Source organism: Pseudomonas sp. EMN2 (genome assembly GCF_009650555.1).
Classification (GTDB): Bacteria; Pseudomonadota; Gammaproteobacteria; order Pseudomonadales; family Pseudomonadaceae; genus Aquipseudomonas; species Aquipseudomonas sichuanensis.
Genome location: NZ_VZZR01000050.1, coordinates 1 through 23620, shown reverse-complemented (window position 1 = coordinate 23620; position 23620 = coordinate 1). Strand labels below are relative to the sequence as shown.

The window sequence follows — 23620 nt, the reverse complement described above, 5'->3', positions numbered from 1 at the left end:
ATGAGCCAGATGTTATCCACCGTCAGTGAGCAGCTCCTGGCCCCGGGCGGCTTGACCCTCGACAGCTTGCAGACGGTGCTCGGCGAGCTGGCGGGCCCCGGTATCGACGCGGCAGACCTGTATTTCCAGGGCCAGATCTCGGAAACCTGGGCGCTGGAAGACGGCATCGTCAAAGAAGGCAGCTTCAACCTCGACCAAGGCGTGGGCGTGCGTGCCCAGTCCGGTGAGAAAACCGGCTTTGCCTACAGCAATGCGATCAACCTTGAAGCCCTGACTTCGGCCGCCCGCGCCGCCCGCTCGATCTCCCGCGCCGGGCAGAACGGCAAGGTACAGGCGTTCCGCAGCCAGGACGTGACCGCGCTGTACGCACCGGACAATCCGCTGGACGTGCTCAGCCGCGCCGAGAAAGTCGAGCTGCTCAAGCGCGTCGATGCCGCCACCCGTGCGCTCGATCCGCGGATCCAGCAGGTCAGCGTGAGCATGGCCGGGGTGTGGGAGCGCATCCTGATTGCCGCCGCCGACGGCAGCCTGGCGGCCGACATTCGGCCGCTGGTGCGTTTCAACGTCAGTGTGATCGTCGAGCAGAACGGTCGTCGCGAGCGCGGCGGGCAGGGCGGTGGCGGGCGTACCGACTACCGCTATTTCACCGAGGAGCGGGTGATGGGCTATGCCCGCGAAGCGCTGCGCCAGGCGCTGGTCAACCTCGAAGCGATCCCTGCTCCGGCCGGTACCCTGCCGGTGGTGCTGGGCTCGGGCTGGTCCGGTGTGCTGTTGCACGAAGCGGTCGGCCATGGCCTGGAAGGCGACTTCAACCGCAAGGGCAGCTCGGCGTTCAGCGGGCGCATCGGTGAGAAAGTGGCGTCGAGCCTGTGCACCATCGTCGACGACGGCACCCTGGAAGGGCGCCGCGGTTCGCTGAGCGTCGATGACGAAGGCACCCCGACCGAGTGCACCACGCTGATCGAGAACGGCATCCTCAAGGGCTACATGCAGGACAAGCTCAACGCCCGCCTGATGGGCATGGCGGTGACCGGTAACGGCCGTCGCGAATCCTACGCCCACCTGCCGATGCCGCGCATGACCAACACCTACATGCGTGCCGGCGACAGCGACCCGCAGGAGATCATCGCCTCGGTGAAGAAGGGCATCTATTGCGCCAACCTCGGCGGTGGCCAGGTGGATATCACCAGCGGCAAGTTCGTGTTTTCCACCAGCGAGGCCTACCTGATCGAGGACGGCAAGATCACCGCACCGGTCAAGGGCGCCACGCTGATCGGCAATGGCCCGGAGGCGATGAGCCGGGTGTCGATGGTCGGCAACGACCTGGCACTGGACAGCGGCGTGGGGACGTGCGGGAAGGATGGGCAGTCGGTGCCGGTGGGCGTTGGCCAGCCGACTCTGAAGCTGGATGCCATTACCGTAGGCGGTACGGGCGCTTGATGAATAATCGCGGGGCAAGCCCGCTCCCACAATCGTGGGAGCGGGCTTGCCCCGCGATGGGCTCAACGCAGGCCGCGCTGGGTCTCGTCGAGCTCGCGGATGTACTTGAACACTTTACGCATGGCAGCAGGCGGCTTGTTCCGCGCCTTCTCGTGCTGGGCATGACGGATCAGCGAGCGCAGTTGCTGGCGGTCGGTGTCGGGGTACTCGTTGACGAAGCGCTCGAGGTCCTCGTCGTTGCCGTCGATCAGGCGGTCGCGCCAGCGCTCCAGGTTGTGGAAGCGCTCGTTGTACTGACGGGTCGAGCTGTCGATCTGGTCGAGCACGGCATGGATGGCGTCGAGGTCCTGCACGCGCATCAGCTTGCCGACGAACGACATGTGGCGTTTACGGGCGCCATGGGCAACGTGCTTGCTGGCCTCGGCCAGCGCCTTGCGCAGCTCGTCGGTCAGCGGCAGGCGCGCCAGGGTGTCGGCCTTGAGGGTGGTGAGGCGCTCACCGAGTTCGACCAGCGCATGCAGCTCGCGCTTGATCTGGGTTTTGCTTTTTTCGCCATCGAAGGCGTCGTCGTAAGAATCAACCATGGGGGCCGTCCGCAAGAAATCGCCGCCATGATAACCAGTCGGGGGCCGCTTGTCCGGCCCGGTCGTAGAATGACCCAAGCCGTACGCAGAATTTTCAGTGGAGAGAACCATGAGTGCAGTCCAGAGCGTAGGCCCCAAGGACCTGCCGGCGTTGCAGGAACAGGTCGAAGCGATCGTCGCCGAAGCGCGCCGCCAGGGCGCCAGCGCCTGCGAAGTGGCGGTGTCGCTGGAGCAGGGCCTGTCCACCAGCGTGCGCCAGCGCGAAGTCGAGACCGTCGAGTTCAACCGCGACCAGGGCTTCGGCATCACCCTCTACGTTGGCCAGCGCAAGGGCTCGGCCAGCACCTCGGCCAGCGGCCCTGAGGCGATCCGTGAGACCGTCGCGGCGGCACTGGCCATCGCCAAGCATACTTCCGAAGACGATTGCTCGGGCCTGGCCGATGCGGCGCTGATGGCCCGCGAGCTGCCCGACCTCGATCTGTACCACGATTGGGACATCGAGCCGGAAAAAGCCATCGAGATGGCGTTGGCCTGCGAGGCTGCCGCCTTCGATGCCGACAAGCGCATCCTCAATGCCGATGGCACCACGCTCAACACCCACCAAGGTGTGCGGGTGTACGGTAACAGCCATGGCTTCATCGGCGGCTACGCCTCCACCCGCCACAGCCTGAGCTGCGTGATGATCGCCGAGGGTGACGGGCAGATGCAGCGTGACTACTGGTACGACGTCAATCGCCAGGGCCATTTGCTGGCCGACCCGAGCAGCATTGGCGTGCGGGCCGCCCAGCGCGCCGCCAGCCGCCTGGGGGCCCGACCGGTGCCGACCTGCGAAGTGCCCGTGCTGTTCAGCGCCGAGTTGGCGGGCGGCCTGTTCGGCAGCTTCCTGTCGGCGATCTCCGGCGGCAACCTGTACCGCAAGTCGTCGTTCCTCGAAGGCACCCTCGGCCAGCGCTTGTTCCCCACCTGGCTGACCCTGGACGAGCGCCCGCACATTCCGCGAGCGCTGGGCAGTGCCTCGTTTGACGGTGATGGCCTGGCGACCTACGCCAAGCCGTTCGTCGACAAAGGCGAGCTGGTGTCCTACATCCTCGGCACCTATTCCGGGCGCAAGCTGGGGCTGCCGAGCACCGCCAACTCCGGCGGTGTGCACAACCTGTTCGTCACCCATGGGGTCGAGGACCAGGCGGCGTTGATCCGTCGCATGGGGCGCGGCTTGCTGGTAACCGAGCTGATGGGGCATGGCCTGAACATGGTCACCGGCGACTATTCCCGTGGCGCGGCGGGCTTCTGGGTAGAGAACGGCGAGATCCAGCATGCGGTGCAGGAAGTCACCATCGCCGGCAATATGAAAGACATGTTCCAGCAAATCGTAGCGATTGGCAGCGATATCGAAACTCGCAGCAATATCCACAGTGGCTCGGTGCTGATCGAGCGGATGACGGTGGCCGGTAGCTGATCTGCTGCTGGATTGTGGGAGCGGGCTTGCCCCGCGATTGGTCTACAGATCATCGCGGGGCAAGCCCGCTCCCACGCTGTCCGCATCCTGTGCACCCCAACCCGGCCATCGCGCCGGGTTTTTATTTGCCTTTCGTCTTTCTTGAATTGATTATATTTATCAATTAATAATGAATATCATTATCCAGTCACCCGGCGATGATCTTCATGAAAACCGTCCTCCACGAACTGCCCTACCTGGAAAACTGGCGCTGGCTCAGCCGGCGTATTCGTTGTGCCCTGGAGCCTGACGAGCCACGCCTGATCGAGCACTACCTGGCCGAAGGCCGTTACCTGGTGTGCTGCACCGAGACCTCGCCATGGACGGTGGCAATGACCTCTTTCCGGCTGCTGCTGGATACCGCCTGCGACCGCATGCTGCCCTGGCACTGGCGCTGCCTGTGCCTCGACCAGGCGTGGCGCCCGTTGCTCGACCTGCGCAACCTCGATCGCCAGGCACACAACGAGCGCTGGCAACCCTTTGCGATGCAACTGGCCACCTGTGTGCTGTTGCCGTCGATTTCTCCCGAAGAACTGATGCAAGGACTTGAAGATGAGTGATACCCGTATCGAGCGTGACAGCATGGGTGAACTGCAGGTGCCGGCCCAGGCCCTGTACGGCGCCCAGACCCAGCGCGCGGTCGACAACTTCCCGGTCAGCGGCAAGCCGATGCCGGCCCAGTTCATCCGCGCCCTGCTGCTGGCCAAGGCGGCCGCGGCCAAGGCCAACGTCGAACTGCAGCAACTGAGCCCGGAGCAGGGCGGGGCAATCGTCAAGGCCGTGGAGCAACTGCTGGCCGAGGATTTCATCCAGCACTTCCCGGTCGATGTGTTCCAGACCGGCTCCGGCACCAGTTCGAACATGAACGCCAACGAGGTGATCGCCACCCTGGCCAGCCGTGTGCTCGGCGAGCAGGTCAATGCCAACGATCACGTCAACTGCGGCCAGAGCAGCAACGACATCATCCCCACCACCATCCACGTCAGCGCCGCCCTGGCCCTGCATGAGCAGTTGCTGCCGGCCTTGCGTCACCTGACGCAGGTGATCGAGAGCAAAGCCGTGGAAGTGCACAAGTACGTCAAGACTGGCCGCACCCACCTGATGGATGCCATGCCGGTGCGCATGAGCCAGGTGCTCGATGGCTGGGCGGCGCAGATCAAAGGCGCCCAGGCCCATGTCGAGGCCACGCTGCCAAGCTTGCAGGCGCTGGCCCAGGGCGGCACCGCAGTCGGCACCGGGATCAATGCCCACCCGCAGTTCGCGGCTGGCTTCGCTCGCCAGCTGAGCGGCCTGACCAAGGTCGAGTTCACCCCGGGCCAGAACCTGTTCGCCCTGATCGGCTCCCAGGACACTGCCGTGGCGTTGTCTGGCCAGCTCAAGACCACCGCGGTGGCGCTGATGAAGATCGCCAACGACCTGCGCTGGATGAACTCCGGCCCGCTGGCCGGCCTCGGTGAAATCGAACTTCAGGGCCTACAGCCGGGCTCGTCGATCATGCCGGGCAAGGTCAACCCGGTGATCCCGGAGGCTACCGCGATGGTTGCCGCCCAAGTGATCGGCAACGACGCCACCATCGCCGTGGCGGGGCAGTCGGGCAACTTCGAGCTCAACGTGATGCTGCCGGTGATCGCTCGCAACCTGCTGGAAAGCATCGAGTTGATGGCCAACGTCAGCCGCCTGCTGGCCGACAAGGCCATCGCGACCTTCAAGGTCAACGAAGGCAAGCTCAAGGAAGCGTTGTCGCGCAACCCGATCCTGGTCACCGCGTTGAACCCGATCATCGGTTACCTCAAGGCTGCCGAAATCGCCAAGACGGCCTACAAGCAGGGGCGCCCGGTCATCGATGTGGCCCTGGAGCACACCGACCTGTCCCGCGACCAGCTCGAAGCGCTGCTTAACCCGGAAAAACTCACCGCCGGCGGCATCTGAGCCAAGGCTGCCCAGGAGACACGTCATGCAGCACTGGAGACGCACCACGCAAAACGCCAATCGCCTGTTCGACCAGGGCGAGCTGGTCGATGCCCGGGAACACTACCTGCAAGCGCTGGCCTTGGCCCAGGTGCTGTTCGAGCGCTGGCATGACGTCGATGAGGCGGTGGCCGCGCTGGTCATCGCCCATCACAACCTGGCCGACCTGCACCTGCGGCTGAATCAGCCGCACGAAAGCGCCGACTACCTATGCGCTGCGCACCAGGCATTGCTCCAGGCCAGCCAGGAGCAACGTCTGCCCCAGGCGCTGCGCGATGCCGCGCTGCGCCACAGCGCACGCACCTACACCGAGTTGCTGAGTTTCATCGCCGACTATGGCCAGTACCCGCGCACCGAGCGCCTGCTCAATCGCCAGGCGCCGGCGACCAGCGAACTGGTCGCGCAAACGGACCTCACGCTTCGCACACCTGCTCATGGAATCCACTGACATGCCCCATACCTTGCCTGCACTGCCTTACGCCTACGATGCGCTGGAGCCGCACATCGATACCCAGACCATGGAGATCCACCACAGCAAGCACCACCAGACCTACATCAACAACCTCAATGCCGCCATCGAGGGCACCGAGTGGGCCGAATGGCCGGTGGAGCAGTTGGTCGGCGCGGTCAAGCAGTTGCCCGAGCAGTTGCGAGGGGCAGTGATCAACCAGGGCGGCGGTCACGCCAACCACACCCTGTTCTGGACCGTCATGTCGCCCAAGGGCGGCGGTGAACCTCAGGGTGAGGTGGCCAAGGCCATCGATGTGCAGCTGGGTGGTTTCGCGGCGTTCAAGGACGCGTTCACCAAGGCGGCGCTGAGCCGCTTCGGCAGTGGCTGGGCCTGGCTCAGCGTCACGCCGGCGAAAACACTGGTGGTGGAAAGCAGTGGCAACCAGGACAGCCCGCTGATGCACGGCAATACGCCGATCCTGGGGCTCGACGTGTGGGAGCATGCCTACTATCTGAAGTACCAGAACCGTCGCCCGGAATACATTGGTGCTTTCTACAACGTGGTCGACTGGGCCGAAGTGGAACGCCGCTACCTTGAAACCCTGAAGTGAGTCGAACCGGTATGCGCTCCGAGGTGATGTCTGTCAGCAGTGTGCGCCTGTTCCGCCTGGCGCTTGGGACCTTGCTGTTGCTGGTTGGCACCGCGCTGCTGGTGGCGCGCGGCATCGCCTGGCTGGACCTGGAACCGCGCATGTTGCGTGCCCTGGAGGGCGGTGCATTGTGCGCACTGGGCACGGCATTGGGGGCGGTACCGGTGCTGGTGATTCGCAACATGCCTGTGGCGCTGGCCGATACCTTGCTCGGCTTTGGCGCCGGGGTAATGTTGGCCGCCACCGCGTTCTCGTTGATCATCCCGGGGCTGGAGGCGGCCCAGGCCATCGGCTACAGCCCCTGGGGCGCCGGTGGCTTGATCAGCAGCGGCCTATTGTTCGGGGCGTTGTGCCTGTTCCTGGTAGATCTGAGGGTTTCCGGGGCATCCCCCGAAGCGCTGGTCGGTACCGGGCAGCAGCCGGTGATCGCTGCGCGGATCTGGCTGTTTGTCATTGCCATCATCGCCCACAACATTCCCGAAGGCATGGCCATTGGTGTGTCTGCCGGGGGCGGGATGGCCGATGCCGACAGCCTGGCCATGGGCATTGCCCTGCAGGATGTGCCGGAAGGGCTGGTGATTGCCCTGGTGTTGGCGGGGGCCGGGATGCCGCGCTTCAAGGCGTTCCTGATTGGCGCTGCGTCCGGGCTGGTCGAGCCGCTGGCAGCGGTGATCTGCGCCTGGTTGGTGAACATTGCCGAACTGCTGTTGCCGCTGGGCCTGGCCTGCGCGGCGGGGGCGATGCTGTTGGTGGTGACCCAGGAAATCATCCCCGAGTCACGCAGCAATGGCCATCACCGGTTGGCAAGCCTGGGCTTGTGCGTGGGCTTCTGCCTGATGATGGTGATGGATACGGCGATGTCCTGAGCCTCAGGCGAAAATCACTTCCACCCGGCCTTCGCGCCGGGTCCTGGGGGCTTCTTTCACCACGATCTGTATGTCCCGGCCCAGGCGGGCGAGGCAATCGATCATCTTGCTTTCGCTGATGCCACGGAATTTGCCGCGGGTCAGGGCGGAGACCTTGGGTTGGCTCAGGCCGAGCAGCTCGGCGGCCTGCAGTTGAGTGAGCTGGCGTGCCTTGATGATGCTGCAGATCTTGCTGGCCAGACGGGCCTTGACCAGCATCTCGCTGGCGTCGGCAAGGTGCAGGTCGGCATAGACGTTGTCAGTGCCTTCTTCGATTTCAATCATGTGTCATCCCCTTCGAATGGGCCTTTGCCTGCTTCAGGCGGGCATGGATCAAATCAACGTCATGCTTTGAGGTTTTGATGCCGCTGCGGGATTTCTTCTGGAAACAGTGCAGCACGTAAACCGCGTCGACCAGGCTGACGGTATAGACCGCCCGATAGGTGTCGCCGTGATGGTCTTCGACCACCTCGAGCACACCGCCCCCTGAAAACCCTTTGAGTACCTTCGCTTGCCAGTGCCTCGCGCCTTCTTGGGCCTGATACAGGGCAAAACCGAATACATCCTGGACATCAGCCGGGAGTGCCTGGATATCCTTCCGAGAGCTTCCAACCCAGAACAGGCGTTTGACATTCTTGATCGCTTCCATGAGATCGCCTCGAATCTATACCTATATTGGTATAGAGGCAATCGCAGGATTGTTCACACCGACAATTGGTAGCGGATGTTACGCGGGGGAGGGCTATTCGCCTTCGTCGAAGAAGTTGTTGATCAACGCCACCAGCGCATCCATGGCGTCGTTGTCCTGCTCGCCTTCGGTGGCCAGGTGCACCTGGGTGCCCTTGCCGGCTGCCAACATCATCACGGCCATGATGCTCTTGCCGTCCACCAGTTTGTCCGGTGCGCGGCCGACCCTCACCTGGCAGGGGAAGCGCCCGGCCACGCCGACGAACTTGGCTGCCGCGCGGGCATGCAGGCCCAGCTTGTTGATGATGGTAATTTCGCGGGCGGGCATCGTGGGGCGGATCCTGTGGGTTAGAGGTCGCGGTGGCGGACCTGGACGTTTTTCAGGGATTGCTGGAGCAACTGGCCGAGCCGTTCGGTGATGTACACCGAGCGGTGATGGCCGCCGGTGCAGCCGATGGCGATGGTGACATAGGCACGGTTGCTGGCGGCGAAGCGGGGCAGCCATTTGAGTAGGTAGCTGGAGATGTCCTGGAACATCTCGTCTACGTCCGGCTGGGCGGCCAGGTAGTCGATCACCGGCTGTTCGAGCCCGGAGTGGTCACGAAGTTCCGGCTTCCAGTAGGGGTTGGGCAGGCAGCGCACGTCGAATACCACGTCGGCATCCACTGGCATGCCGCGCTTGAAACCGAAGGATTCGACCAGGAAGGCTGTACCGGGCTCCGGCTGGTTGAGCAGCCGCAGCTTGATCGAGTCGCGCAGCTGGTACAGGTTCAGGCGAGTGGTGTCGATCTTCAGGTCGGCCAGGTCAGCGATAGGGCCCAGCAGCTCGCTTTCTACCCGGATGGCCTCGGCCAGCGAACGGTTGGCGTTGGTCAGCGGGTGGCGGCGGCGGGTTTCGGAAAAGCGCTTGAGCAGGGTTTCTTCGTCAGCGTCCAGATACAGTACATCGCACTGGATATGCCGATTGCGCGCTTCTTCCAGCAATTCGGGGAAGCGCGTCAGGTGGCTGGGCAGGTTGCGCGCGTCGATGGAGACAGCCACTTTGGGCTGTTGCAACTCGGTGTTGATCAGCGCGTTTTCCGCCAGCTGCGGCAACAACCCGGCAGGCAGGTTGTCGATGCAGTAGTAGCCGTTGTCTTCCAGCACGTCGAGGGCGGTGCTTTTACCCGAGCCGGAGCGGCCGCTGACGATGATCAGGCGCATGTTCAGGCCTCGTTCTGGACGTCCAGGACCACCTGGTAGAGCGCTTCGTTGCTGTTGGCAGCACGCAGGCGCTTACGCACATCCTCGCGATCGAGCATGCTGGCGATCTGGCGCAGCAATTCAAGGTGCGCATCGGTCGCGGCTTCAGGGACCAGCAGGACGAACAGCAGGTCCACGGGCGCGCCATCGATGGCGTCGTAATCGATGGGAGCTTCCAGGTGCAGCAGGGCACTGACGGGCGCAGAGCAACCCTCGAGCCTGCAGTGGGGAATGGCGATGCCATTGCCAAAACCGGTGGAGCCGAGTTTCTCGCGGGCAATCAGCTTCTCGAAGACGTCTTGCATCTCGAGCTCTGGGATCTGCTCGGCAATTACAGTGGCGACCTTTTCGAGGGCGCGCTTCTTACTGCCGCCCGGCACGTTCACGAGGGAACGGCCGGGGGTCAGGATGGTTTCAAGTCGGATCATGGATGAGGGGGATCAGCGGGCGGCTGCGCCTTGCAGCAGGCTTTGCTGTTTTTCCTTGTGTTTTTTCAGTTGGCGGTCGAGCTTGTCGGCAAGCGCGTCGATCGCGGCATACATGTCTTGGTGTTCGGCATTGGCAACGACTTCACCACCGGGTATCTGGAGCGTGGCTTCAACCTTTTGCTGCAGCTTCTCGACTTTCATGATCACCGTCACGTTGGTGATCTTGTCGAAATGACCCTCCAGTCGGGCGAGCTTTTCGAGCACGTAATCGCGCAGTGGTTGGGTGACTTCTACATGCTGTCCACTGATGTTGACTTGCATACAGCTTCTCCTTTGTTGCCCGTGCATAAAGAGGCAGGTATTGCACCTGCCACTGAAACGCTATGGCTTGCCCAGGGGCTACATCAGTCGCTTGCGTTCACTCGAAGGGGCTATGCCCAACGATTCACGGTACTTGGCGACGGTGCGACGGGCTACCTGGATGCCTTGTGCCTCCAGTAAACCAGCGATCTTGCTGTCACTCAATGGCTTTTTCTGATTTTCCGCGGCGACCAGTTTCTTGATGATCGCGCGGATCGCCGTGGATGAGCATTCGCCGCCTTCGGCGGTGCTCACGTGGCTCGAGAAAAAGTACTTGAGCTCATAGATGCCGCGTGGCGTGTGCATGTATTTCTGCGTGGTGACCCGGGAAATGGTCGACTCATGCATACCCACCGCCTCGGCGATGTCGTGCAGCACCAGCGGCTTCATGGCCTCGTCACCGTGGTCAAGGAAACCGCGCTGGTGTTCGACGATCTGGGTCGCCACTTTCATCAGGGTTTCGTTGCGGCTTTGCAGGCTCTTGATGAACCAGCGCGCTTCCTGCAGCTGGTTGCGCATGAAGGTGTTGTCGGCGCTGGTGTCGGCGCGGCGCACGAAGCCTGCGTACTGCGGATTGACCCGCAGGCGCGGCACGGCTTCCTGGTTGAGCTCGACCAGCCAGCGTTCGTTGTCCTTGCGCACGATGACGTCCGGCACTACGTATTCGGGCTCGCTCGACTCGATCTGGGAGCCTGGGCGCGGATTGAGCGTCTGCACCAGCTCGATGACCTGGCGCAGTTCATCTTCCTTGAGCTTCATGCGGCGCATCAGCTGGCTGTAGTCGCGGCTGCCGAGCAGGTCGATATAGTCGCTGACCAGGCGCTGAGCTTCGCTCATCCACGGCGTCGAGGCCGGCAGCTGGCGCAGCTGCAACAGCAGGCACTCACCCAGGGAGCGGGCGCCGATGCCGGCGGGCTCGAACTGCTGGATGCGGTGCAGCACCGCCTCTACCTCGTCCAGCTCGATGTCGAGCTCGGAGTCGAAGCCGGCGCAGATTTCTTCGAGGGTATCTTCCAGGTAGCCCTGGCCGTTGATGCTGTCGATCAGGGTGACGGCAATCAGCCTGTCGGTGTCGGACATCGGCGCGAGGTTGAGTTGCCAGAGAAGGTGGCTTTGCAGGCTCTCGCCCACGGACGTGCGGGTGGTGAAGTCCCACTCGTCATCATCGTTGCTGGGCAGGCTGCTGGCGCTGGTCTGGTAGATGTCTTCCCAGGCGGTGTCGACAGGCAGCTCGTTGGGGATGCGCTCGGCCCACTCGCCTTCTTCCAGGGTTTCGGTGTTGCTGGTGGTTTCCTGGAAACTGGTGTCCTGGGCTTCGGCGACCGGCTTGCTTTCGGCGTTGTCCGCCATCGGGTCGCTGTTGTCGAAGTCGTCGCCGTCTTCCTGGCGTTCGAGCATCGGGTTGGATTCCAGCGCTTCCTGGATTTCCTGCTGTAGGTCCAGGGTGGAGAGCTGAAGCAGACGGATGGCCTGTTGCAACTGCGGGGTCATCGTCAGTTGCTGGCCCATTTTTAGGACGAGCGATGGTTTCATGGCAGGGGCTTAATACCTTGTTAGCCGGCGCACATGCGCCATCTACTACCTGTAGGGCGCTGGGCGCCGATTTTAAGCAAGTTCTTATGCAACTCGTATGCCTGAAATTCTAGCGCTTGCCTAGAGCACAGTTACACTTAAGCCCTGAACGGGCGTGTGCGCCAGTGCTCCAGGCGGGCCTGGATCAGAGGCGGAACTCGTGACCCAGGTAGACCTCCTTGACCAGCTGGTTGGCCAGGATGGTCTCGGCATCGCCCTCGGCGATCAGTTGGCCATCGTTGACGATGTAGGCCGTCTCACAGATGTCCAGCGTCTCGCGAACGTTGTGGTCGGTGATCAGCACGCCGATCCCCTTGTTCTTGAGGTGGTGGATGATCTGTTTGATGTCGCCCACCGAGATCGGGTCGACGCCGGCGAACGGTTCATCCAGCAGGATGAACTTGGGCGCGGTGGCCAGGGCGCGGGCGATTTCGACACGACGGCGTTCACCACCGGAAAGGCTCATGCCGAGGTTGTCGCGGATGTGGCTGATGTGGAATTCCTGCAGCAGGCTTTCCAGCTCCTTGCGCCGGCCGTCGCGGTCGAGGTCCTTGCGGGTCTCGAGGATGGCCATGATGTTGTCGGCCACCGACAGCTTGCGGAAGATCGAGGCTTCCTGCGGCAGATAGCCGATGCCGGATTGGGCACGGCCGTGCATGGGCTGGTGGCTGACGTCGAGACTGTCGATCAGTACCCGGCCCTGATCGGCCTGGACCAGGCCGACGATCATGTAGAAGCAGGTGGTCTTGCCGGCGCCGTTGGGGCCGAGCAAGCCGACGATCTGGCCGCTTTCGATAGACAGGCTGACGTCGCGAACGACTTGCCGGCCTTTGTAGCTCTTGGCCAGGTGCTGGGCTTTGAGGGTTGCCATTTACTCGGCCTTTTTCTTCGGTTGAATGACCATGTCGATACGCTGACGTGGTGCAGTCACGTTGCCGCCGCGGCCGGCGGTCGCCACCTGGGTTTTGGTGTTGTAGACGATCTTCTCGCCTTCGGTGGTGTTGCCTTCGTTCTCGACCTTGGCGCGGTCGGTCAGGATGACCATTTCCTTTTGCGCCTGGTACTGGATGGTCACGGCCCAGCCTTTCATCTTGTCCGGCTTGGCAGCGCTCTGCTGCTGCTCGAAGTAAGCCAGGTTGCCCACCGAGGTGACCACGTCGATGTCGCCGTTGGCGGCGCGGGTCATGGTCACGGTGTTGCCTTTGATCACCATCGAACCTTGGGTGATGATCACGTCGCCGGTGTAGGTGGCCACACCCTGCTTGTCGTCCAGGTGCGCGTTGTCGGCCTGGATGCGAATTGGCTGGTCACGGTCGTTCGGCAGGGCGAAGGCGCTCGCGCTTCCCAGTGCTACGCCCAGGCTGAGCAGAAGGGGGATGGTTTTAACGAGCCTCATACTGTCCTCTTACGTTAGAGAGCAGGTCCATCCTGCCTTCTTTCAAATACGCTTTCATTCCTTTGCCCGTAGTCGTGCCACCGGCGCCGTCGATTCTAACGGCTTGCTCGGTCTGCGCATATTGCTTCTGCGGGAACACGGTCATGCGTGTGCTGGTAATAATGGTTTGACGCTGCTTTTCGTCGGTGCGGGCAACCCGCACATTGTCGATCAATTCGACCTCGGTGCCGTCCGGGTTGACCTCGGCGCGCGTGCTCTGCACATGCCAGGGGTACTCGGTGCCACGGTACATCTGCAGGTCGGGCGTGGTCACCAGGGTGACTTCGCTGGTCTTGAGGTGCTCGACCTTGTCGGCGGTCATTTCGTATTGCAGCTTGCCGTCAGGCAAAAACTGCACGCTGTGAGCGTTGATCGCGTAGTAGTCGATGGCGCTTTCGTCGGTCTGCGCGACCGGCTTGTCGAGGAAACTCTCGGGGCTGATGTTCCAGTACCCGACGGCCACCAGCACGGCGGCTATCACGCCAAGCAGCGCGAAATTTCTGATCTTCTTGCTGAACATGGGGGGCCTTACAGGTAATTGGCGTTGGCAGCGTCCAGGGTGCCCTGGGCCTGCATGATCAGTTCACAGAACTCGCGGGCGGCGCCTTCGCCGCCACGTGCCTGGGTGACGCCGTGGGCATGCTGGCGAACGAACGGCGCGGCATTGCTTACCGCCATGCCCAGGCCTACCCGGCGAATCACCGGCAGGTCGGGCAGGTCGTCACCCAGATAGGCGACCTGTTCGTAGCTTAGATTGAGTTCGGCAAGCAGGCCGTCCAGCACCACCAGCTTGTCCTCGCGCCCCTGGAACAGGTGCGGGATGCCGAGGTTCTTCGCCCGGCGCTCGACCACCGGCGTCTTGCGCCCGCTGATGATCGCCGTGGTGACGCCTGCGGCCATGAGCATCTTGATGCCGTGGCCGTCGAGGGTGTTGAAGGTCTTGAATTCGCTGCCGTCTTCAAGGAAGTACAGGCGGCCATCGGTGAGCACGCCGTCAACGTCGAACACCGCCAGCTTGATGGCCTTGGCGCGTTGCATGAGGTCCTGGTTCATTTACATCACTCCGGCGCGCAGCAGGTCGTGCATGTTCAGGGCGCCGGTCGGCCGGTCGCTCTGATCGACAACGACAAGTGCGCTGATCTTGTGGTCTTCCATGATTTTGAGCGCCTCGGCGGCGAGCATCTCGGCGCGGGCGGTCTTGCCATGCACGGTCATGACTTCGTCGATGAGGGTCTTGTGCACGTCGATATTGCGATCGAGGCTGCGGCGCAGGTCGCCGTCGGTGAATATCCCGGCCAGCGTGCCGTCCTGCTCCAGCACCACGGTCATGCCCAGGCCCTTGCGCGACATTTCGATCAGCGCGTCCTTGAGCAGGGTGCCGCGCTGCACCTGGGGCAGTTCGTCGCCGGCATGCATCACGTTCTCGACCTTGAGCAACAAGCGCCGGCCCAGTGCCCCACCGGGGTGGGAGAAGGCGAAGTCTTCGGCGGTGAAACCGCGCGCTTCCAGCAGGGCGATGGCCAGTGCATCGCCCAGGGCCAGCGAGGCGGTGGTGGAGGAGGTCGGTGCCAGGTTGAGCGGGCAGGCTTCCTGGGCGACGCTGGCGTCGAGATTGACTTCGGCGGCCTGCGCCAGCGGCGAGTCCGGGTTGCCGGTCAGGCTGATCATCTGGATCCCCAGGCGCTTGATCAGCGGCAACAGGGTGACGATCTCGGCGGTGCTGCCCGAGTTGGACAGGGCGAGGATGACATCGTCACGGGTGATCATGCCCATGTCGCCATGGCTGGCTTCGGCCGGGTGCACGAAAAACGCCGGCGTGCCGGTGCTGGCGAGGGTGGCGGCGATCTTGTTGCCGATATGCCCGGATTTGCCCATGCCGACCACGACCACCCGGCCCTTGCTCGCCAGGATCAGCTCGCAGGCCCTGACGAAATCACCGTCGATGCGGGCCAGCAGTGCCTGCACTGCCTCGAGTTCCAGGCGCAAGGTGCGCTGGGCGGATTGGATCAGCTCGCTGGATTGGCTCATGTCGAAAACGCAATGCCTGATGAAAAGGCGGCGATTATAGCCGCAATGTGTGAAAGGCTCATCCATTCGATTGTCGCAAGAATCCACTAGAAGGCTGTCGCCTGCCTGAACAGCCGTATTTGCGGCCTTGGGGGCGTGCCTTCTGCGGTGCTATAGTTCGCCGCTGTTCGGCCCGCCAGGGACCAGTGTGCCTTCAAGATGAAGGCAGGCGTCCATGAAGACGAGGCTGCATTGCAAGGAGTCTAGATGAGTGTGGATAGCGCCTGCGCGGTCGAGCTGAAGGGAGTCACCTTCAAGCGTGGTTCGCGCAGCATTTTCAGCAACGTGGACATTCGCATTCCCCGCGGCAAGGTCACCGGTATCATGGGGCCTTCGGGGTGCGGCAAGACGACTTTGCTGCGTCTGATGGGCGCACAGTTGCGGCCGTCCAGCGGAGAAGTCTGGGTCAATGGCCAGAACCTGCCCGCGTTGTCGCGGGGCGACCTGTTCGATGCGCGCAAGCAGATGGGCGTGCTGTTCCAGAGTGGCGCCCTGTTCACCGACCTCGATGTCTTCGAGAACGTCGCCTTCCCGCTGCGCGTGCACACCGAGCTGCCGGACGATCTGATTCGCGACATCGTCCTGATGAAGTTGCAGGCCGTGGGCCTGCGCGGTGCCATCGATCTGATGCCCGACGAGCTCTCCGGCGGCATGAAGCGCCGCGTGGCGCTGGCCCGGGCGATTGCCCTCGACCCGCAGATCCTCATGTACGACGAGCCGTTCGTCGGCCAGGACCCGATCGCCATGGGCGTGCTGGTCCGTCTGATCCGCCTGCTCAACGACGCTCTGGGTATCACCAGCATCGTGGTTTCCCACGACCTGGCGGAAACCGCCAGCATCGCCGACTACATCTATGTGGTGGGTGATGGTCAGGTTCTGGGGCAGGGTACGCCCGCCGAACTGATGGGCTCGGACAACCCGCGTATCCGCCAGTTCATGAAGGGCGACCCGGACGGCCCGGTACCCTTCCACTTCCCTGCGCCAGACTACCGCGCCGATTTGCTGGGGGCGCGTTGATGCGCAGAAAATCCTTACTCGAACGTATTCGTCTGTTCGGCCGCTCGGCCATCGACGTGCTGGCGGTGCTGGGCCGCTCCTGCCTGTTCCTTGGTCACGCGCTGAGCGGTCGAGGTGGTGTTGGCGGCGGCTTCCAGTTGCTGGTCAAGCAGCTTTATTCGGTTGGCGTGCTGTCGCTGGCGATCATCGTCGTTTCCGGTGTGTTCATCGGCATGGTGCTGGCGCTGCAGGGCTACAGCATCCTCGCCCGCTATGGTTCGGAGCAGGCCGTGGGGCAGATGGTTGCCCTGACCTTGCTGCGTGAGCTCGGGCCAGTGGTGACCGGCCTGCTGTTCGCCGGCCGCGCCGGTTCTGCGCTGACTGCCGAAATCGGCAACATGAAATCCACCGAGCAGCTGTCGAGCCTGGAAATGATTGGTGTCGACCCGCTCAAGTACATCGTCGCCCCACGCCTGTGGGCCGGCTTCATCTCGCTGCCGCTGCTGGCGCTGATCTTCAGCGTGGTGGGCATCTGGGGTGGCTCGTGGGTCGCGGTCGACTGGCTGGGCGTCTACGAAGGCTCGTTCTGGGCCAACATGCAGAACAGCGTTTCTTTCACCGACGACGTGATCAACGGGCTGATCAAGAGCCTGGTGTTTGCCTTCGTCGTCACCTGGATCGCCGTATTCCAGGGGTATGACTGCGAGCCCACCTCAGAAGGGATCAGTCGTGCCACCACCAAGACCGTGGTCTATGCCTCGTTGGCAGTCCTGGGTCTGGACTTTATTCTGACCGCCTTGATGTTTGGAGATTTCTGATGCAAAACCGCACCCTGGAAATCGGTGTCGGCCTGTTCCTCCTGGCCGGGATCCTGGCGCTGCTGCTGCTGGCCCTGCGTGTCAGCGGGCTGTCGGCCAGCCCGAGCAGCGACACGTACAAAGTTTATGCGTACTTCGACAATATCGCCGGTTTGACGGTCAGAGCTAAAGTGACCATGGCCGGTGTGACCATCGGCAAGGTCACGGCCATCGATCTGGACCGCGATTCGTATACCGGTCGGGTCACGTTGCAGCTGGACAAGAACGTCGACAACCTGCCGACCGACTCCACTGCCTCGATCCTGACCGCCGGCCTGCTGGGCGAGAAGTACATCGGCATCAGCGTGGGCGGCGAAGAAGCGGTTCTCAAAGACGGCAGCACCATCCACGACACCCAGTCGGCGCTGGTGCTGGAAGACCTGATCGGCAAATTCCTGCTCAATACCGTGGGCAAGGAACCCAAAGAAGCGCAACCGGCTAATTAAGGAGTTTCCATGATTTCGATCCTGCGACGTGGCCTGCTGGTTCTGCTGGCGGCCTTCCCCCTGCTGGCCATGGCGGCGCCGGGGCAGTCCGCCCGTGACGTCATCCAGGGCACCACGACCCAGTTGCTGAACGATCTCAAGGCCAACAAGGCGCAGTACAAGGCCAACCCTGAGGCGTTCTATGCCGCACTCAACGGCAACCTTGGCCCGGTGGTCGATGCCGACGGCATCTCCAAGAGCATCATGACCGTCAAGTATTCGCGCAAGGCCACCCCGGAGCAGATGCAGCGCTTCCAGGAGAACTTCAAGCGCAGCCTGATGCAGTTCTATGGCAACGCCCTGCTCGAGTACAACAACCAGGGCATCACCGTCGACCCGGCCAAGGCCGAGGACGGCGACCGCACCAGCGTCGGCATGAAGATCACCGGCAACAACGGTGCGGTCTATCCGGTGCAGTACACCATGCAGAAGATTGACGGCGAGTGGAAAGTGCGCAACGTCATCGTCAACGGCATCAACATCGGCAAGCTGTTCCGCGACCAGTTCGCCGACGCCATGCAGCGCAACGGTAACAGCCTGGACAAGACCATCGACGGCTGGGCCGGCGAGGTGGCCAAGGCCAAGGAAGCCGCCGACAACTCGCCGGATAAGGAAGTCAAATGAGTGATGCTGCCGTGAGCATGCCCGAACCCGGTGTGATTTGCCTGGCCGGGGTGCTCGACTACCGCAGCGGGCCGGCCCTGCGCCAGCAGGGCAAGGCCCTGATCGCCGCCAGTGGCGAGCCGCGGTTGGTGCTCGACTGCAGCGCGGTGGTCAAGTCGAGCAGCGTCGGGCTGTCCCTGCTGCTGGCCTTCATGCGTGATGCCCAGGCGGCTGGCAAGGCCTGCGAAGTGCGCGGCATGCCTGCCGACATGCTGGAAATTGCCGGGGTCTATGACCTCGATGAAGTGCTGGCCGTTTGATGGCTGGCACGAAGGTGAAGGCCCCTCGGTCAGCGCATCCCGTCATGGGCTTCGCAGGCGAGGGGCTTTTTTGTATGATGGCCGACCCGCGCGCGTTGGGCGCCGATCGAGGTTGAGCATGCAGGCCGTAGAAGTCAAAAGCTTTCTGGAAGAGAAATTGCCGGGATCCCGGGTCGAAGTTGAAGGCGAAGGCTGCAACTTCCAGTTGAACGTGATCAGCGACGAGCTGGCCGGCCTGAGCCCGGTCAAGCGTCAGCAGGCGATCTATGCTCACCTCAATCCGTGGATCGCCAACGGCGCCATTCACGCGGTAACCATGAAATTCTTCAGCAGCGCAGCCTGGGCTGAGCGCACCTGAGCCAACTTGGCGGCGAGACACAAATGGACAAACTGATTATCACTGGCGGCCCACGCCTCGACGGCGAAATTCGCATCTCCGGTGCGAAGAACGCGGCCCTGCCGATTCTGGCGGCGACCCTGCTGGCCGATGGCCCGGTTACCGTGGGCAACCTGCCACACCTGCACGACATCACCACCATGATCGAGCTGTTCGGTCGCATGGGCATCGAGCCTGTGATCGACGAAAAGCTGGCCGTGGAGATCGACCCGCGCACCATCAAGACCCTGGTTGCTCCTTACGAGCTGGTCAAGACCATGCGCGCCTCGATCCTGGTGCTTGGCCCGATGGTTGCCCGTTTCGGCGAAGCTGAAGTGGCCCTGCCTGGCGGCTGCGCCATCGGCTCGCGTCCGGTTGACCTGCACATCCGCGGCCTGGAAGCCATGGGCGCGAAGATCGAGGTCGAAGGCGGCTACATCAAGGCCAAGGCCCCCGAGGGCGGCCTGCGCGGTGCGCACTTCTTCTTCGACACCGTCAGCGTGACCGGTACCGAGAACATCATGATGGCCGCGGCACTGGCCAAGGGCCGCAGCGTGCTGCAGAACGCCGCTCGCGAGCCTGAAGTGGTCGACCTGGCCAACTTCATCAACGCCATGGGCGGCAAGGTTCAGGGCGCCGGCACCGACACTATCACCATCGATGGCGTCGAGCGCCTGGCCTCGGCCAACTACCGCGTCATGCCCGACCGTATCGAGACCGGTACCTACCTGGTCGCCGCTGCCGTTACCGGTGGTCGCGTCAAGGTCAAGGACACCGATCCGACCATCCTTGAAGCCGTGCTCGAGAAGCTCAAGGAAGCCGGCGCCGATATCACCACCGGTGAAGACTGGATCGAGCTGGACATGCACGGCAAGCGGCCCAAGGCCGTCAACCTGCGTACCGCTCCTTACCCGGCGTTCCCTACCGACATGCAGGCGCAGTTCATTTCGCTCAATGCCATCGCCGAAGGCACTGGTGCAGTGATCGAAACCATCTTCGAAAACCGCTTCATGCACGTCTACGAGATGCACCGCATGGGCGCGCAGATCCAGGTCGAAGGCAATACCGCCATCGTTACCGGCGTCAAGACGCTCAAGGGCGCTCCGGTGATGGCCACCGACCTGCGTGCTTCCGCCAGCCTGGTGCTGTCGGCGCTGGTTGCCGAGGGTGACACCCTGATCGATCGCATCTACCACATCGACCGTGGTTACGAGTGCATCGAGGAAAAACTGCAGATGCTGGGCGCGAAGATCCGTCGCGTACCGGGCTAGTAGCCCGCAGGCGCACGGAGGCGCCTACCGAATCGAATACCGGCCAGGCTCACTGCCTGGCCGGCTGTAGCCGCTTAAGGACCGACGTTTCCCATGTTGACCATCGCGCTATCCAAAGGCCGTATTCTCGACGATACCCTGCCACTGCTGGCCGAGGCCGGTATCGTGCCGACCGAGAACCCGGACAAGAGCCGCAAGCTGATCATCCCCACCACGCAGGACGACGTGCGCCTGCTCATCGTGCGGGCCACCGACGTGCCGACCTATGTCGAGCATGGCGCCGCCGACCTCGGTGTAGCCGGCAAGGACGTGCTGATGGAATACGGCGGCCAGGGCCTGTATGAGCCTCTGGACCTGCAGATTGCCCAATGCAAGCTGATGACCGCTGGCGTCACTGGCGCACCCGAGCCCAAGGGCCGTCTGCGCGTGGCGACCAAGTTCGTCAACGTGGCCAAGCGTTACTACGCCGAACAGGGTCGCCAGGTCGACATCATCAAGCTGTATGGCTCGATGGAGCTGGCCCCGCTGATCAACCTCGCCGACAAGATCATCGACGTGGTCGACACCGGCAACACCCTGCGTGCCAATGGCCTCGAGCCCCAGGAGCTGATCGCCACGATCAGTTCGCGCCTGGTGGTCAACAAGGCCTCCATGAAAATGCAGCACGCCCGCATTCAAAGCCTGATCGACACCCTGCGCAACGCCGTCGAATCGCGACACCGCGGCTGACTTCTGCGCGCGACCTTCGCTGTCGCGCCCGTCTATCCGCGTCATAGCCTTCTTTCTCAGGTGCCCGCGCGGATGGACTGGTAGCCTTGGGCGCCTGAGCATTCGCTAATAAAACGAGGCCCTCGCCATGACCGTGTCCACTGCAATTGCCCGTCTCAACGCCGCTGACCAGGATTTCGCCCGACATCTGGATCATCTGCTGAGCTGGGAAAGTGTGTCCGATGACGCGGTCAACCAGCGCGTGCTCGACATCATCAAGGCCGTGCGCGAGCGCGGTGACGCAGCGCTGGTTGAATTCACCCAGCGCTTCGACGGTGTCGACGCCAAGACCATCGATGACCTGATCCTCGATCGTGCCCGCCTGGAGCTGGCGCTGACCCGCATCACCCGGGTGCAGCGTGAAGCACTGGAGAAAGCCGCCAACCGCGTGCGCCTGTACCACGAGCGGCAGAAGCAGGACTCCTGGCAGTACACCGAAGCCGACGGCACCGTGCTCGGCCAGAAGGTCACCCCGCTGGACCGCGCCGGCCTGTACGTGCCGGGCGGCAAGGCGTCGTATCCCTCGTCGGTGCTGATGAACGCGATTCCAGCCAAGGTTGCGGGTGTCGGTGAAGTGGTCATGGTAGTGCCGACCCCGCGTGGCGAGGTCAATGAGTTGGTGCTGGCTGCTGCCTGCATCGCCGGCGTCGATCGGGTGTTCACCGTGGGTGGCGCCCAGGCCGTCGCGGCCCTGGCCTACGGCACCGAAAGCGTGCCGCAGGTGGACAAGATCGTCGGCCCGGGCAACATCTACGTGGCCACCGCCAAGCGCCATGTATTTGGCCAGGTGGGTATCGACATGATCGCCGGCCCGTCGGAGATCCTGGTGGTGTGCGATGGTCAGACCGATCCGGACTGGATCGCCATGGACCTGTTCTCCCAGGCCGAACACGATGAAGATGCCCAGGCCATCCTGGTCAGCCCCGATGCCGAGTTCCTCGATCGCGTTGCCGCCAGCATCGACAAGCTGCTGCCAACCATGGAGCGCGCCGAGATCATCGAAAAATCGATCAACGGCCGTGGCGCCCTGATTCAGGTGCGCGACATGCAACAGGCCATCGAGGTGGCCAACCGCATCGCCCCCGAACACCTGGAGCTGTCGGTGGCCGACCCGCAGGCCTGGCTGCCGCAGATCCGCCACGCCGGCGCGATCTTCATGGGCCGTCACACCAGCGAGGCGCTGGGCGACTACTGCGCCGGCCCCAACCACGTACTGCCAACCTCCGGCACCGCGCGCTTCTCCTCGCCGCTGGGCGTGTATGACTTCCAGAAGCGTTCGTCGATCATTTTCTGTTCCGAGCAGGGCGCATCCGAGCTTGGCCACACCGCTTCGGTACTGGCCCGTGGCGAGTCGTTGACCGCCCACGCCCGCAGCGCCGAATACCGCATCCTCACCGAGAAGGGGAATTGAGCATGAGTCGTTTCTGGAGTCCCTTCGTCAAGGACCTGGTGCCCTACGTGCCGGGCGAGCAGCCCAAGCTGGCCAAGCTGGTCAAGCTCAACACCAACGAGAACCCCTATGGCCCATCGCCCAAGGCGCTGGAGGCCATGCGTGGTGAGTTGAACGACAACCTGCGCCTGTACCCGGACCCGAATGGTGACCGGCTCAAGCAGGCGGTGGCCGAGTACTACGGTGTCACCCCGGCGCAGGTGTTTGTCGGCAACGGCTCGGACGAGGTGCTGGCGCACATCTTCCACGGCCTGTTCCAGCACGATGCGCCGTTGCTGTTCCCGGACGTCAGCTACAGCTTCTACCCGGTGTATTGCGGGCTGTACGGCATCCCGTATGAGCAGGTGGCGCTGGACGAGCAGTTCCAGATTCGCGTTTCGGACTACAACAAGCCGAACGCCGGGATCATCTTCCCCAATCCCAATGCGCCGACCGGTTGCCTGCTGCCGCTTGAGGCGGTGGAGCAGATGCTGCAGGCCAATCGGGATTCGGTGGTGGTGGTGGACGAGGCGTACATCGACTTCGGTGGCGAGACGGCCATCAGCCTGGTTGATCGCTATGACAACCTGCTGGTGACCCAGACGCTGTCCAAATCGCGTTCGTTGGCTGGGCTGCGGGTTGGCCTGGCTGTGGGGCATCCGGATCTGATCGAGGCGCTGGAGCGGATCAAGAACAGCTTCAACTCGTACCCGTTGGACCGGGCTGCGATTGTCGGGGCTGCGGTGGCGTTCGAGGATCGTGCTTACTTTGACGAGACTTGCCGCAAGGTGATCGACAGCCGTGAGGTGTTGGTTGCGGCGTTGCAGGCGCGGGGGTTCGAGGTGTTGCCTTCGGCGGCGAACTTCATTTTTGCTCGGCATCCGGAGCAGGATGCGGGGGGGATTGCGGCGCGGCTGCGGGAGCAGGGGGTTATTGTGCGGCACTTCAAGCAGGAGCGGATTGTGCAGTTCTTGCGGATTACGGTTGGGACGCCGGAGATGAATCAGGCTTTGCTTGATGCGCTTGATTGATTTGATTTGAGCTGTTGATGCTGGGGCGAATTGGGGGGTGGTTGGATTTCTCCTGATTCGCCCTTTGTTGTTGTTGTTGTTGTTGTTGTTGTTGTTGTTGTTGTTGTTTTGAAAGTTTTATGTGCATTCATTTGCGATGTCGACGCATAGTCACCTTTCCGCCCTTACGGCGGGTTACTTTGGTCTTGGCCAAAGTAACCA

30 protein-coding genes are annotated in these 23620 nt (G+C 62.9%); 17 read left to right on the top strand and 13 right to left on the bottom strand.

What is annotated here, in order from left to right; all coding sequences use genetic code 11:
• Window positions 1-1440 (top strand): metalloprotease TldD, encoded by a 1440-nt coding sequence (gene tldD, locus F6X61_RS15820; RefSeq protein ID WP_153787408.1) that lies wholly within the window; start codon window positions 1-3, stop codon window positions 1438-1440.
• Between the two features lie 62 nt (window positions 1441-1502).
• Here tldD and yjgA read toward each other — a convergent pair whose 3' ends face one another.
• Complete coding sequence (gene yjgA, locus F6X61_RS15815; RefSeq protein ID WP_110993444.1) at window positions 1503-2024, bottom strand: ribosome biogenesis factor YjgA; 522 nt, start codon at window positions 2022-2024, stop codon at window positions 1503-1505.
• 109 nt (window positions 2025-2133) lie between these two features.
• Between yjgA and pmbA the strand changes: the two genes are divergently transcribed.
• The 6 genes from pmbA (at window position 2134) to F6X61_RS15785 (ending at window position 7453) form a co-directional block, all read left to right on the top strand.
• Complete coding sequence (pmbA, locus tag F6X61_RS15810; protein WP_110993443.1) at window positions 2134-3480, top strand: metalloprotease PmbA; 1347 nt, start codon at window positions 2134-2136, stop codon at window positions 3478-3480.
• Window positions 3481-3677: 197 nt separating this feature from the next.
• Window positions 3678-4079 carry a FagA protein gene (locus tag F6X61_RS15805; RefSeq protein ID WP_153787407.1) on the top strand — a complete coding sequence of 134 codons (402 nt, stop codon included), beginning with the start codon at window positions 3678-3680 and terminating at the stop codon, window positions 4077-4079.
• Window positions 4072-5448 carry a lyase family protein gene (locus F6X61_RS15800; RefSeq protein WP_153787406.1) on the top strand — a complete coding sequence of 459 codons (1377 nt, stop codon included), beginning with the start codon at window positions 4072-4074 and terminating at the stop codon, window positions 5446-5448. The genes F6X61_RS15805 and F6X61_RS15800 overlap by 8 nt, the downstream gene beginning before the upstream one ends.
• A 25-nt stretch (window positions 5449-5473) precedes the next feature.
• Window positions 5474-5935: a hypothetical protein gene (locus F6X61_RS15795; RefSeq protein ID WP_110993440.1), complete on the top strand. Its 462-nt coding sequence runs from the start codon at window positions 5474-5476 to the stop codon at window positions 5933-5935.
• A gap of 1 nt (window position 5936) precedes the next feature.
• Complete coding sequence (locus F6X61_RS15790) at window positions 5937-6548, top strand: superoxide dismutase (protein ID WP_153787405.1); 612 nt, start codon at window positions 5937-5939, stop codon at window positions 6546-6548.
• An 11-nt stretch (window positions 6549-6559) separates the two neighbouring features.
• Window positions 6560-7453, top strand: coding sequence for a ZIP family metal transporter (locus F6X61_RS15785; RefSeq protein ID WP_153787464.1), 894 nt, complete (start codon window positions 6560-6562; stop codon window positions 7451-7453).
• A 3-nt stretch (window positions 7454-7456) separates the two neighbouring features.
• Here the strand turns inward: F6X61_RS15785 and F6X61_RS15780 are convergent, their stop codons facing one another.
• The 12 genes from F6X61_RS15780 to F6X61_RS15725 form a co-directional block, all read right to left on the bottom strand.
• A complete protein-coding gene (locus F6X61_RS15780) occupies window positions 7457-7777 on the bottom strand; it encodes a helix-turn-helix domain-containing protein (protein WP_153787404.1) in 321 nt (106 codons plus the stop codon).
• Window positions 7770-8141 (bottom strand): type II toxin-antitoxin system RelE/ParE family toxin, encoded by a 372-nt coding sequence (locus tag F6X61_RS15775; RefSeq protein WP_153787403.1) that lies wholly within the window; start codon window positions 8139-8141, stop codon window positions 7770-7772. The genes F6X61_RS15780 and F6X61_RS15775 overlap by 8 nt, the downstream gene beginning before the upstream one ends.
• Before the next feature lie 93 nt (window positions 8142-8234).
• The gene (locus F6X61_RS15770) at window positions 8235-8507 is read right to left on the bottom strand and encodes an HPr family phosphocarrier protein (protein WP_011532412.1); all 273 of its coding nucleotides are present in this window, start codon (window positions 8505-8507) and stop codon (window positions 8235-8237) included.
• Window positions 8508-8527: 20 nt separating this feature from the next.
• Entirely contained in the window at window positions 8528-9382 is an 855-nt protein-coding gene (gene rapZ / locus F6X61_RS15765) for an RNase adapter RapZ (protein ID WP_153787402.1), read from the bottom strand.
• A 2-nt stretch (window positions 9383-9384) separates the two neighbouring features.
• Entirely contained in the window at window positions 9385-9849 is a 465-nt protein-coding gene (gene ptsN / locus F6X61_RS15760) for a PTS IIA-like nitrogen regulatory protein PtsN (protein ID WP_110993433.1), read from the bottom strand.
• Between the two features lie 12 nt (window positions 9850-9861).
• Window positions 9862-10170, bottom strand: a complete 309-nt coding sequence (gene hpf, locus F6X61_RS15755) for a ribosome hibernation-promoting factor, HPF/YfiA family (protein WP_110993432.1) — start codon at window positions 10168-10170, stop codon at window positions 9862-9864.
• Between the two features lie 78 nt (window positions 10171-10248).
• Window positions 10249-11742, bottom strand: a complete 1494-nt coding sequence (locus tag F6X61_RS15750) for an RNA polymerase factor sigma-54 (protein WP_153787401.1) — start codon at window positions 11740-11742, stop codon at window positions 10249-10251.
• A 184-nt stretch (window positions 11743-11926) separates the two neighbouring features.
• A complete protein-coding gene (gene lptB / locus F6X61_RS15745; RefSeq protein WP_153787400.1) occupies window positions 11927-12652 on the bottom strand; it encodes an LPS export ABC transporter ATP-binding protein in 726 nt (241 codons plus the stop codon).
• Window positions 12653-13177, bottom strand: coding sequence for a lipopolysaccharide transport periplasmic protein LptA (lptA, locus tag F6X61_RS15740; protein ID WP_110993429.1), 525 nt, complete (start codon window positions 13175-13177; stop codon window positions 12653-12655). It abuts the gene before it with no gap.
• The gene (lptC, locus tag F6X61_RS15735; protein WP_153787399.1) at window positions 13164-13736 is read right to left on the bottom strand and encodes an LPS export ABC transporter periplasmic protein LptC; all 573 of its coding nucleotides are present in this window, start codon (window positions 13734-13736) and stop codon (window positions 13164-13166) included. Before lptC ends, lptA begins: the two co-directional genes overlap by 14 nt.
• Before the next feature lie 8 nt (window positions 13737-13744).
• Window positions 13745-14269, bottom strand: a complete 525-nt coding sequence (locus tag F6X61_RS15730) for an HAD family hydrolase (protein ID WP_153787398.1) — start codon at window positions 14267-14269, stop codon at window positions 13745-13747.
• Window positions 14270-15244, bottom strand: coding sequence for an SIS domain-containing protein (locus F6X61_RS15725; RefSeq protein WP_153787397.1), 975 nt, complete (start codon window positions 15242-15244; stop codon window positions 14270-14272).
• A 246-nt stretch (window positions 15245-15490) separates the two neighbouring features.
• On the opposite strand from F6X61_RS15725, the gene F6X61_RS15720 reads away from it, so the two are divergent.
• From F6X61_RS15720 to hisC, 10 genes are all read left to right on the top strand, one after another.
• Window positions 15491-16300, top strand: a complete 810-nt coding sequence (locus tag F6X61_RS15720; RefSeq protein WP_110993425.1) for an ATP-binding cassette domain-containing protein — start codon at window positions 15491-15493, stop codon at window positions 16298-16300.
• Complete coding sequence (gene mlaE / locus F6X61_RS15715) at window positions 16300-17097, top strand: lipid asymmetry maintenance ABC transporter permease subunit MlaE (protein ID WP_110993424.1); 798 nt, start codon at window positions 16300-16302, stop codon at window positions 17095-17097. Before F6X61_RS15720 ends, mlaE begins: the two co-directional genes overlap by 1 nt.
• Window positions 17097-17582 (top strand): outer membrane lipid asymmetry maintenance protein MlaD, encoded by a 486-nt coding sequence (mlaD, locus tag F6X61_RS15710; RefSeq protein WP_110993423.1) that lies wholly within the window; start codon window positions 17097-17099, stop codon window positions 17580-17582. Before mlaE ends, mlaD begins: the two co-directional genes overlap by 1 nt.
• 9 nt (window positions 17583-17591) lie before the next feature.
• Window positions 17592-18245 carry a phospholipid-binding protein MlaC gene (locus F6X61_RS15705; RefSeq protein ID WP_110993422.1) on the top strand — a complete coding sequence of 218 codons (654 nt, stop codon included), beginning with the start codon at window positions 17592-17594 and terminating at the stop codon, window positions 18243-18245.
• Window positions 18242-18544, top strand: a complete 303-nt coding sequence (locus F6X61_RS15700; protein ID WP_153787396.1) for a lipid asymmetry maintenance protein MlaB — start codon at window positions 18242-18244, stop codon at window positions 18542-18544. The genes F6X61_RS15705 and F6X61_RS15700 overlap by 4 nt, the downstream gene beginning before the upstream one ends.
• Before the next feature lie 118 nt (window positions 18545-18662).
• Window positions 18663-18902: a BolA family protein gene (locus F6X61_RS15695; protein ID WP_110993420.1), complete on the top strand. Its 240-nt coding sequence runs from the start codon at window positions 18663-18665 to the stop codon at window positions 18900-18902.
• 23 nt (window positions 18903-18925) lie between these two features.
• A complete protein-coding gene (gene murA / locus F6X61_RS15690; protein WP_153787395.1) occupies window positions 18926-20191 on the top strand; it encodes a UDP-N-acetylglucosamine 1-carboxyvinyltransferase in 1266 nt (421 codons plus the stop codon).
• A 93-nt stretch (window positions 20192-20284) separates the two neighbouring features.
• Window positions 20285-20920 carry an ATP phosphoribosyltransferase gene (gene hisG / locus F6X61_RS15685; RefSeq protein ID WP_011532429.1) on the top strand — a complete coding sequence of 212 codons (636 nt, stop codon included), beginning with the start codon at window positions 20285-20287 and terminating at the stop codon, window positions 20918-20920.
• Between the two features lie 127 nt (window positions 20921-21047).
• The gene (hisD, locus tag F6X61_RS15680; protein ID WP_153787394.1) at window positions 21048-22370 is read left to right on the top strand and encodes a histidinol dehydrogenase; all 1323 of its coding nucleotides are present in this window, start codon (window positions 21048-21050) and stop codon (window positions 22368-22370) included.
• 2 nt (window positions 22371-22372) lie between these two features.
• On the top strand, window positions 22373-23419 hold the full coding sequence (hisC, locus tag F6X61_RS15675) for a histidinol-phosphate transaminase (protein ID WP_153787393.1): 1047 nt from the start codon (window positions 22373-22375) through the stop codon (window positions 23417-23419).
• Window positions 23420-23620: the final 201 nt, after the last annotated feature.

Bases quoted from the DNA above. Each gene is read 5' to 3' on its own strand.
- F6X61_RS15725 (WP_153787397.1), bottom strand. From the start codon at position 15,244: ATGAGCCAATCCAGCGAGCTGATCCAATCCGCCCAGCGCACCTTGCGC.
- F6X61_RS15730 (WP_153787398.1), bottom strand. From the start codon at position 14,269: ATGAACCAGGACCTCATGCAACGCGCCAAGGCCATCAAGCTGGCGGTG.
- F6X61_RS15750 (WP_153787401.1), bottom strand. From the start codon at position 11,742: ATGAAACCATCGCTCGTCCTAAAAATGGGCCAGCAACTGACGATGACC.
- hpf (WP_110993432.1), bottom strand. From the start codon at position 10,170: ATGCAAGTCAACATCAGTGGACAGCATGTAGAAGTCACCCAACCACTG.
- F6X61_RS15800 (WP_153787406.1), top strand. From the start codon at position 4,072: ATGAGTGATACCCGTATCGAGCGTGACAGCATGGGTGAACTGCAGGTG.
- lptC (WP_153787399.1), bottom strand. From the start codon at position 13,736: ATGTTCAGCAAGAAGATCAGAAATTTCGCGCTGCTTGGCGTGATAGCC.
- hisD (WP_153787394.1), top strand. From the start codon at position 21,048: ATGACCGTGTCCACTGCAATTGCCCGTCTCAACGCCGCTGACCAGGAT.
- F6X61_RS15695 (WP_110993420.1), top strand. From the start codon at position 18,663: ATGCAGGCCGTAGAAGTCAAAAGCTTTCTGGAAGAGAAATTGCCGGGA.
- F6X61_RS15700 (WP_153787396.1), top strand. From the start codon at position 18,242: ATGAGTGATGCTGCCGTGAGCATGCCCGAACCCGGTGTGATTTGCCTG.
- F6X61_RS15785 (WP_153787464.1), top strand. From the start codon at position 6,560: ATGCGCTCCGAGGTGATGTCTGTCAGCAGTGTGCGCCTGTTCCGCCTG.
- F6X61_RS15780 (WP_153787404.1), bottom strand. From the start codon at position 7,777: ATGATTGAAATCGAAGAAGGCACTGACAACGTCTATGCCGACCTGCAC.
- F6X61_RS15770 (WP_011532412.1), bottom strand. From the start codon at position 8,507: ATGCCCGCCCGCGAAATTACCATCATCAACAAGCTGGGCCTGCATGCC.
- pmbA (WP_110993443.1), top strand. From the start codon at position 2,134: ATGAGTGCAGTCCAGAGCGTAGGCCCCAAGGACCTGCCGGCGTTGCAG.
- F6X61_RS15775 (WP_153787403.1), bottom strand. From the start codon at position 8,141: ATGGAAGCGATCAAGAATGTCAAACGCCTGTTCTGGGTTGGAAGCTCT.
- murA (WP_153787395.1), top strand. From the start codon at position 18,926: ATGGACAAACTGATTATCACTGGCGGCCCACGCCTCGACGGCGAAATT.
- tldD (WP_153787408.1), top strand. From the start codon at position 1: ATGAGCCAGATGTTATCCACCGTCAGTGAGCAGCTCCTGGCCCCGGGC.
- hisG (WP_011532429.1), top strand. From the start codon at position 20,285: ATGTTGACCATCGCGCTATCCAAAGGCCGTATTCTCGACGATACCCTG.
- mlaE (WP_110993424.1), top strand. From the start codon at position 16,300: ATGCGCAGAAAATCCTTACTCGAACGTATTCGTCTGTTCGGCCGCTCG.
- ptsN (WP_110993433.1), bottom strand. From the start codon at position 9,849: ATGATCCGACTTGAAACCATCCTGACCCCCGGCCGTTCCCTCGTGAAC.
- F6X61_RS15705 (WP_110993422.1), top strand. From the start codon at position 17,592: ATGATTTCGATCCTGCGACGTGGCCTGCTGGTTCTGCTGGCGGCCTTC.
- F6X61_RS15790 (WP_153787405.1), top strand. From the start codon at position 5,937: ATGCCCCATACCTTGCCTGCACTGCCTTACGCCTACGATGCGCTGGAG.
- yjgA (WP_110993444.1), bottom strand. From the start codon at position 2,024: ATGGTTGATTCTTACGACGACGCCTTCGATGGCGAAAAAAGCAAAACC.
- lptA (WP_110993429.1), bottom strand. From the start codon at position 13,177: ATGAGGCTCGTTAAAACCATCCCCCTTCTGCTCAGCCTGGGCGTAGCA.
- lptB (WP_153787400.1), bottom strand. From the start codon at position 12,652: ATGGCAACCCTCAAAGCCCAGCACCTGGCCAAGAGCTACAAAGGCCGG.
- F6X61_RS15795 (WP_110993440.1), top strand. From the start codon at position 5,474: ATGCAGCACTGGAGACGCACCACGCAAAACGCCAATCGCCTGTTCGAC.
- mlaD (WP_110993423.1), top strand. From the start codon at position 17,097: ATGCAAAACCGCACCCTGGAAATCGGTGTCGGCCTGTTCCTCCTGGCC.
- F6X61_RS15720 (WP_110993425.1), top strand. From the start codon at position 15,491: ATGAGTGTGGATAGCGCCTGCGCGGTCGAGCTGAAGGGAGTCACCTTC.
- rapZ (WP_153787402.1), bottom strand. From the start codon at position 9,382: ATGCGCCTGATCATCGTCAGCGGCCGCTCCGGCTCGGGTAAAAGCACC.
- hisC (WP_153787393.1), top strand. From the start codon at position 22,373: ATGAGTCGTTTCTGGAGTCCCTTCGTCAAGGACCTGGTGCCCTACGTG.
- F6X61_RS15805 (WP_153787407.1), top strand. From the start codon at position 3,678: ATGATCTTCATGAAAACCGTCCTCCACGAACTGCCCTACCTGGAAAAC.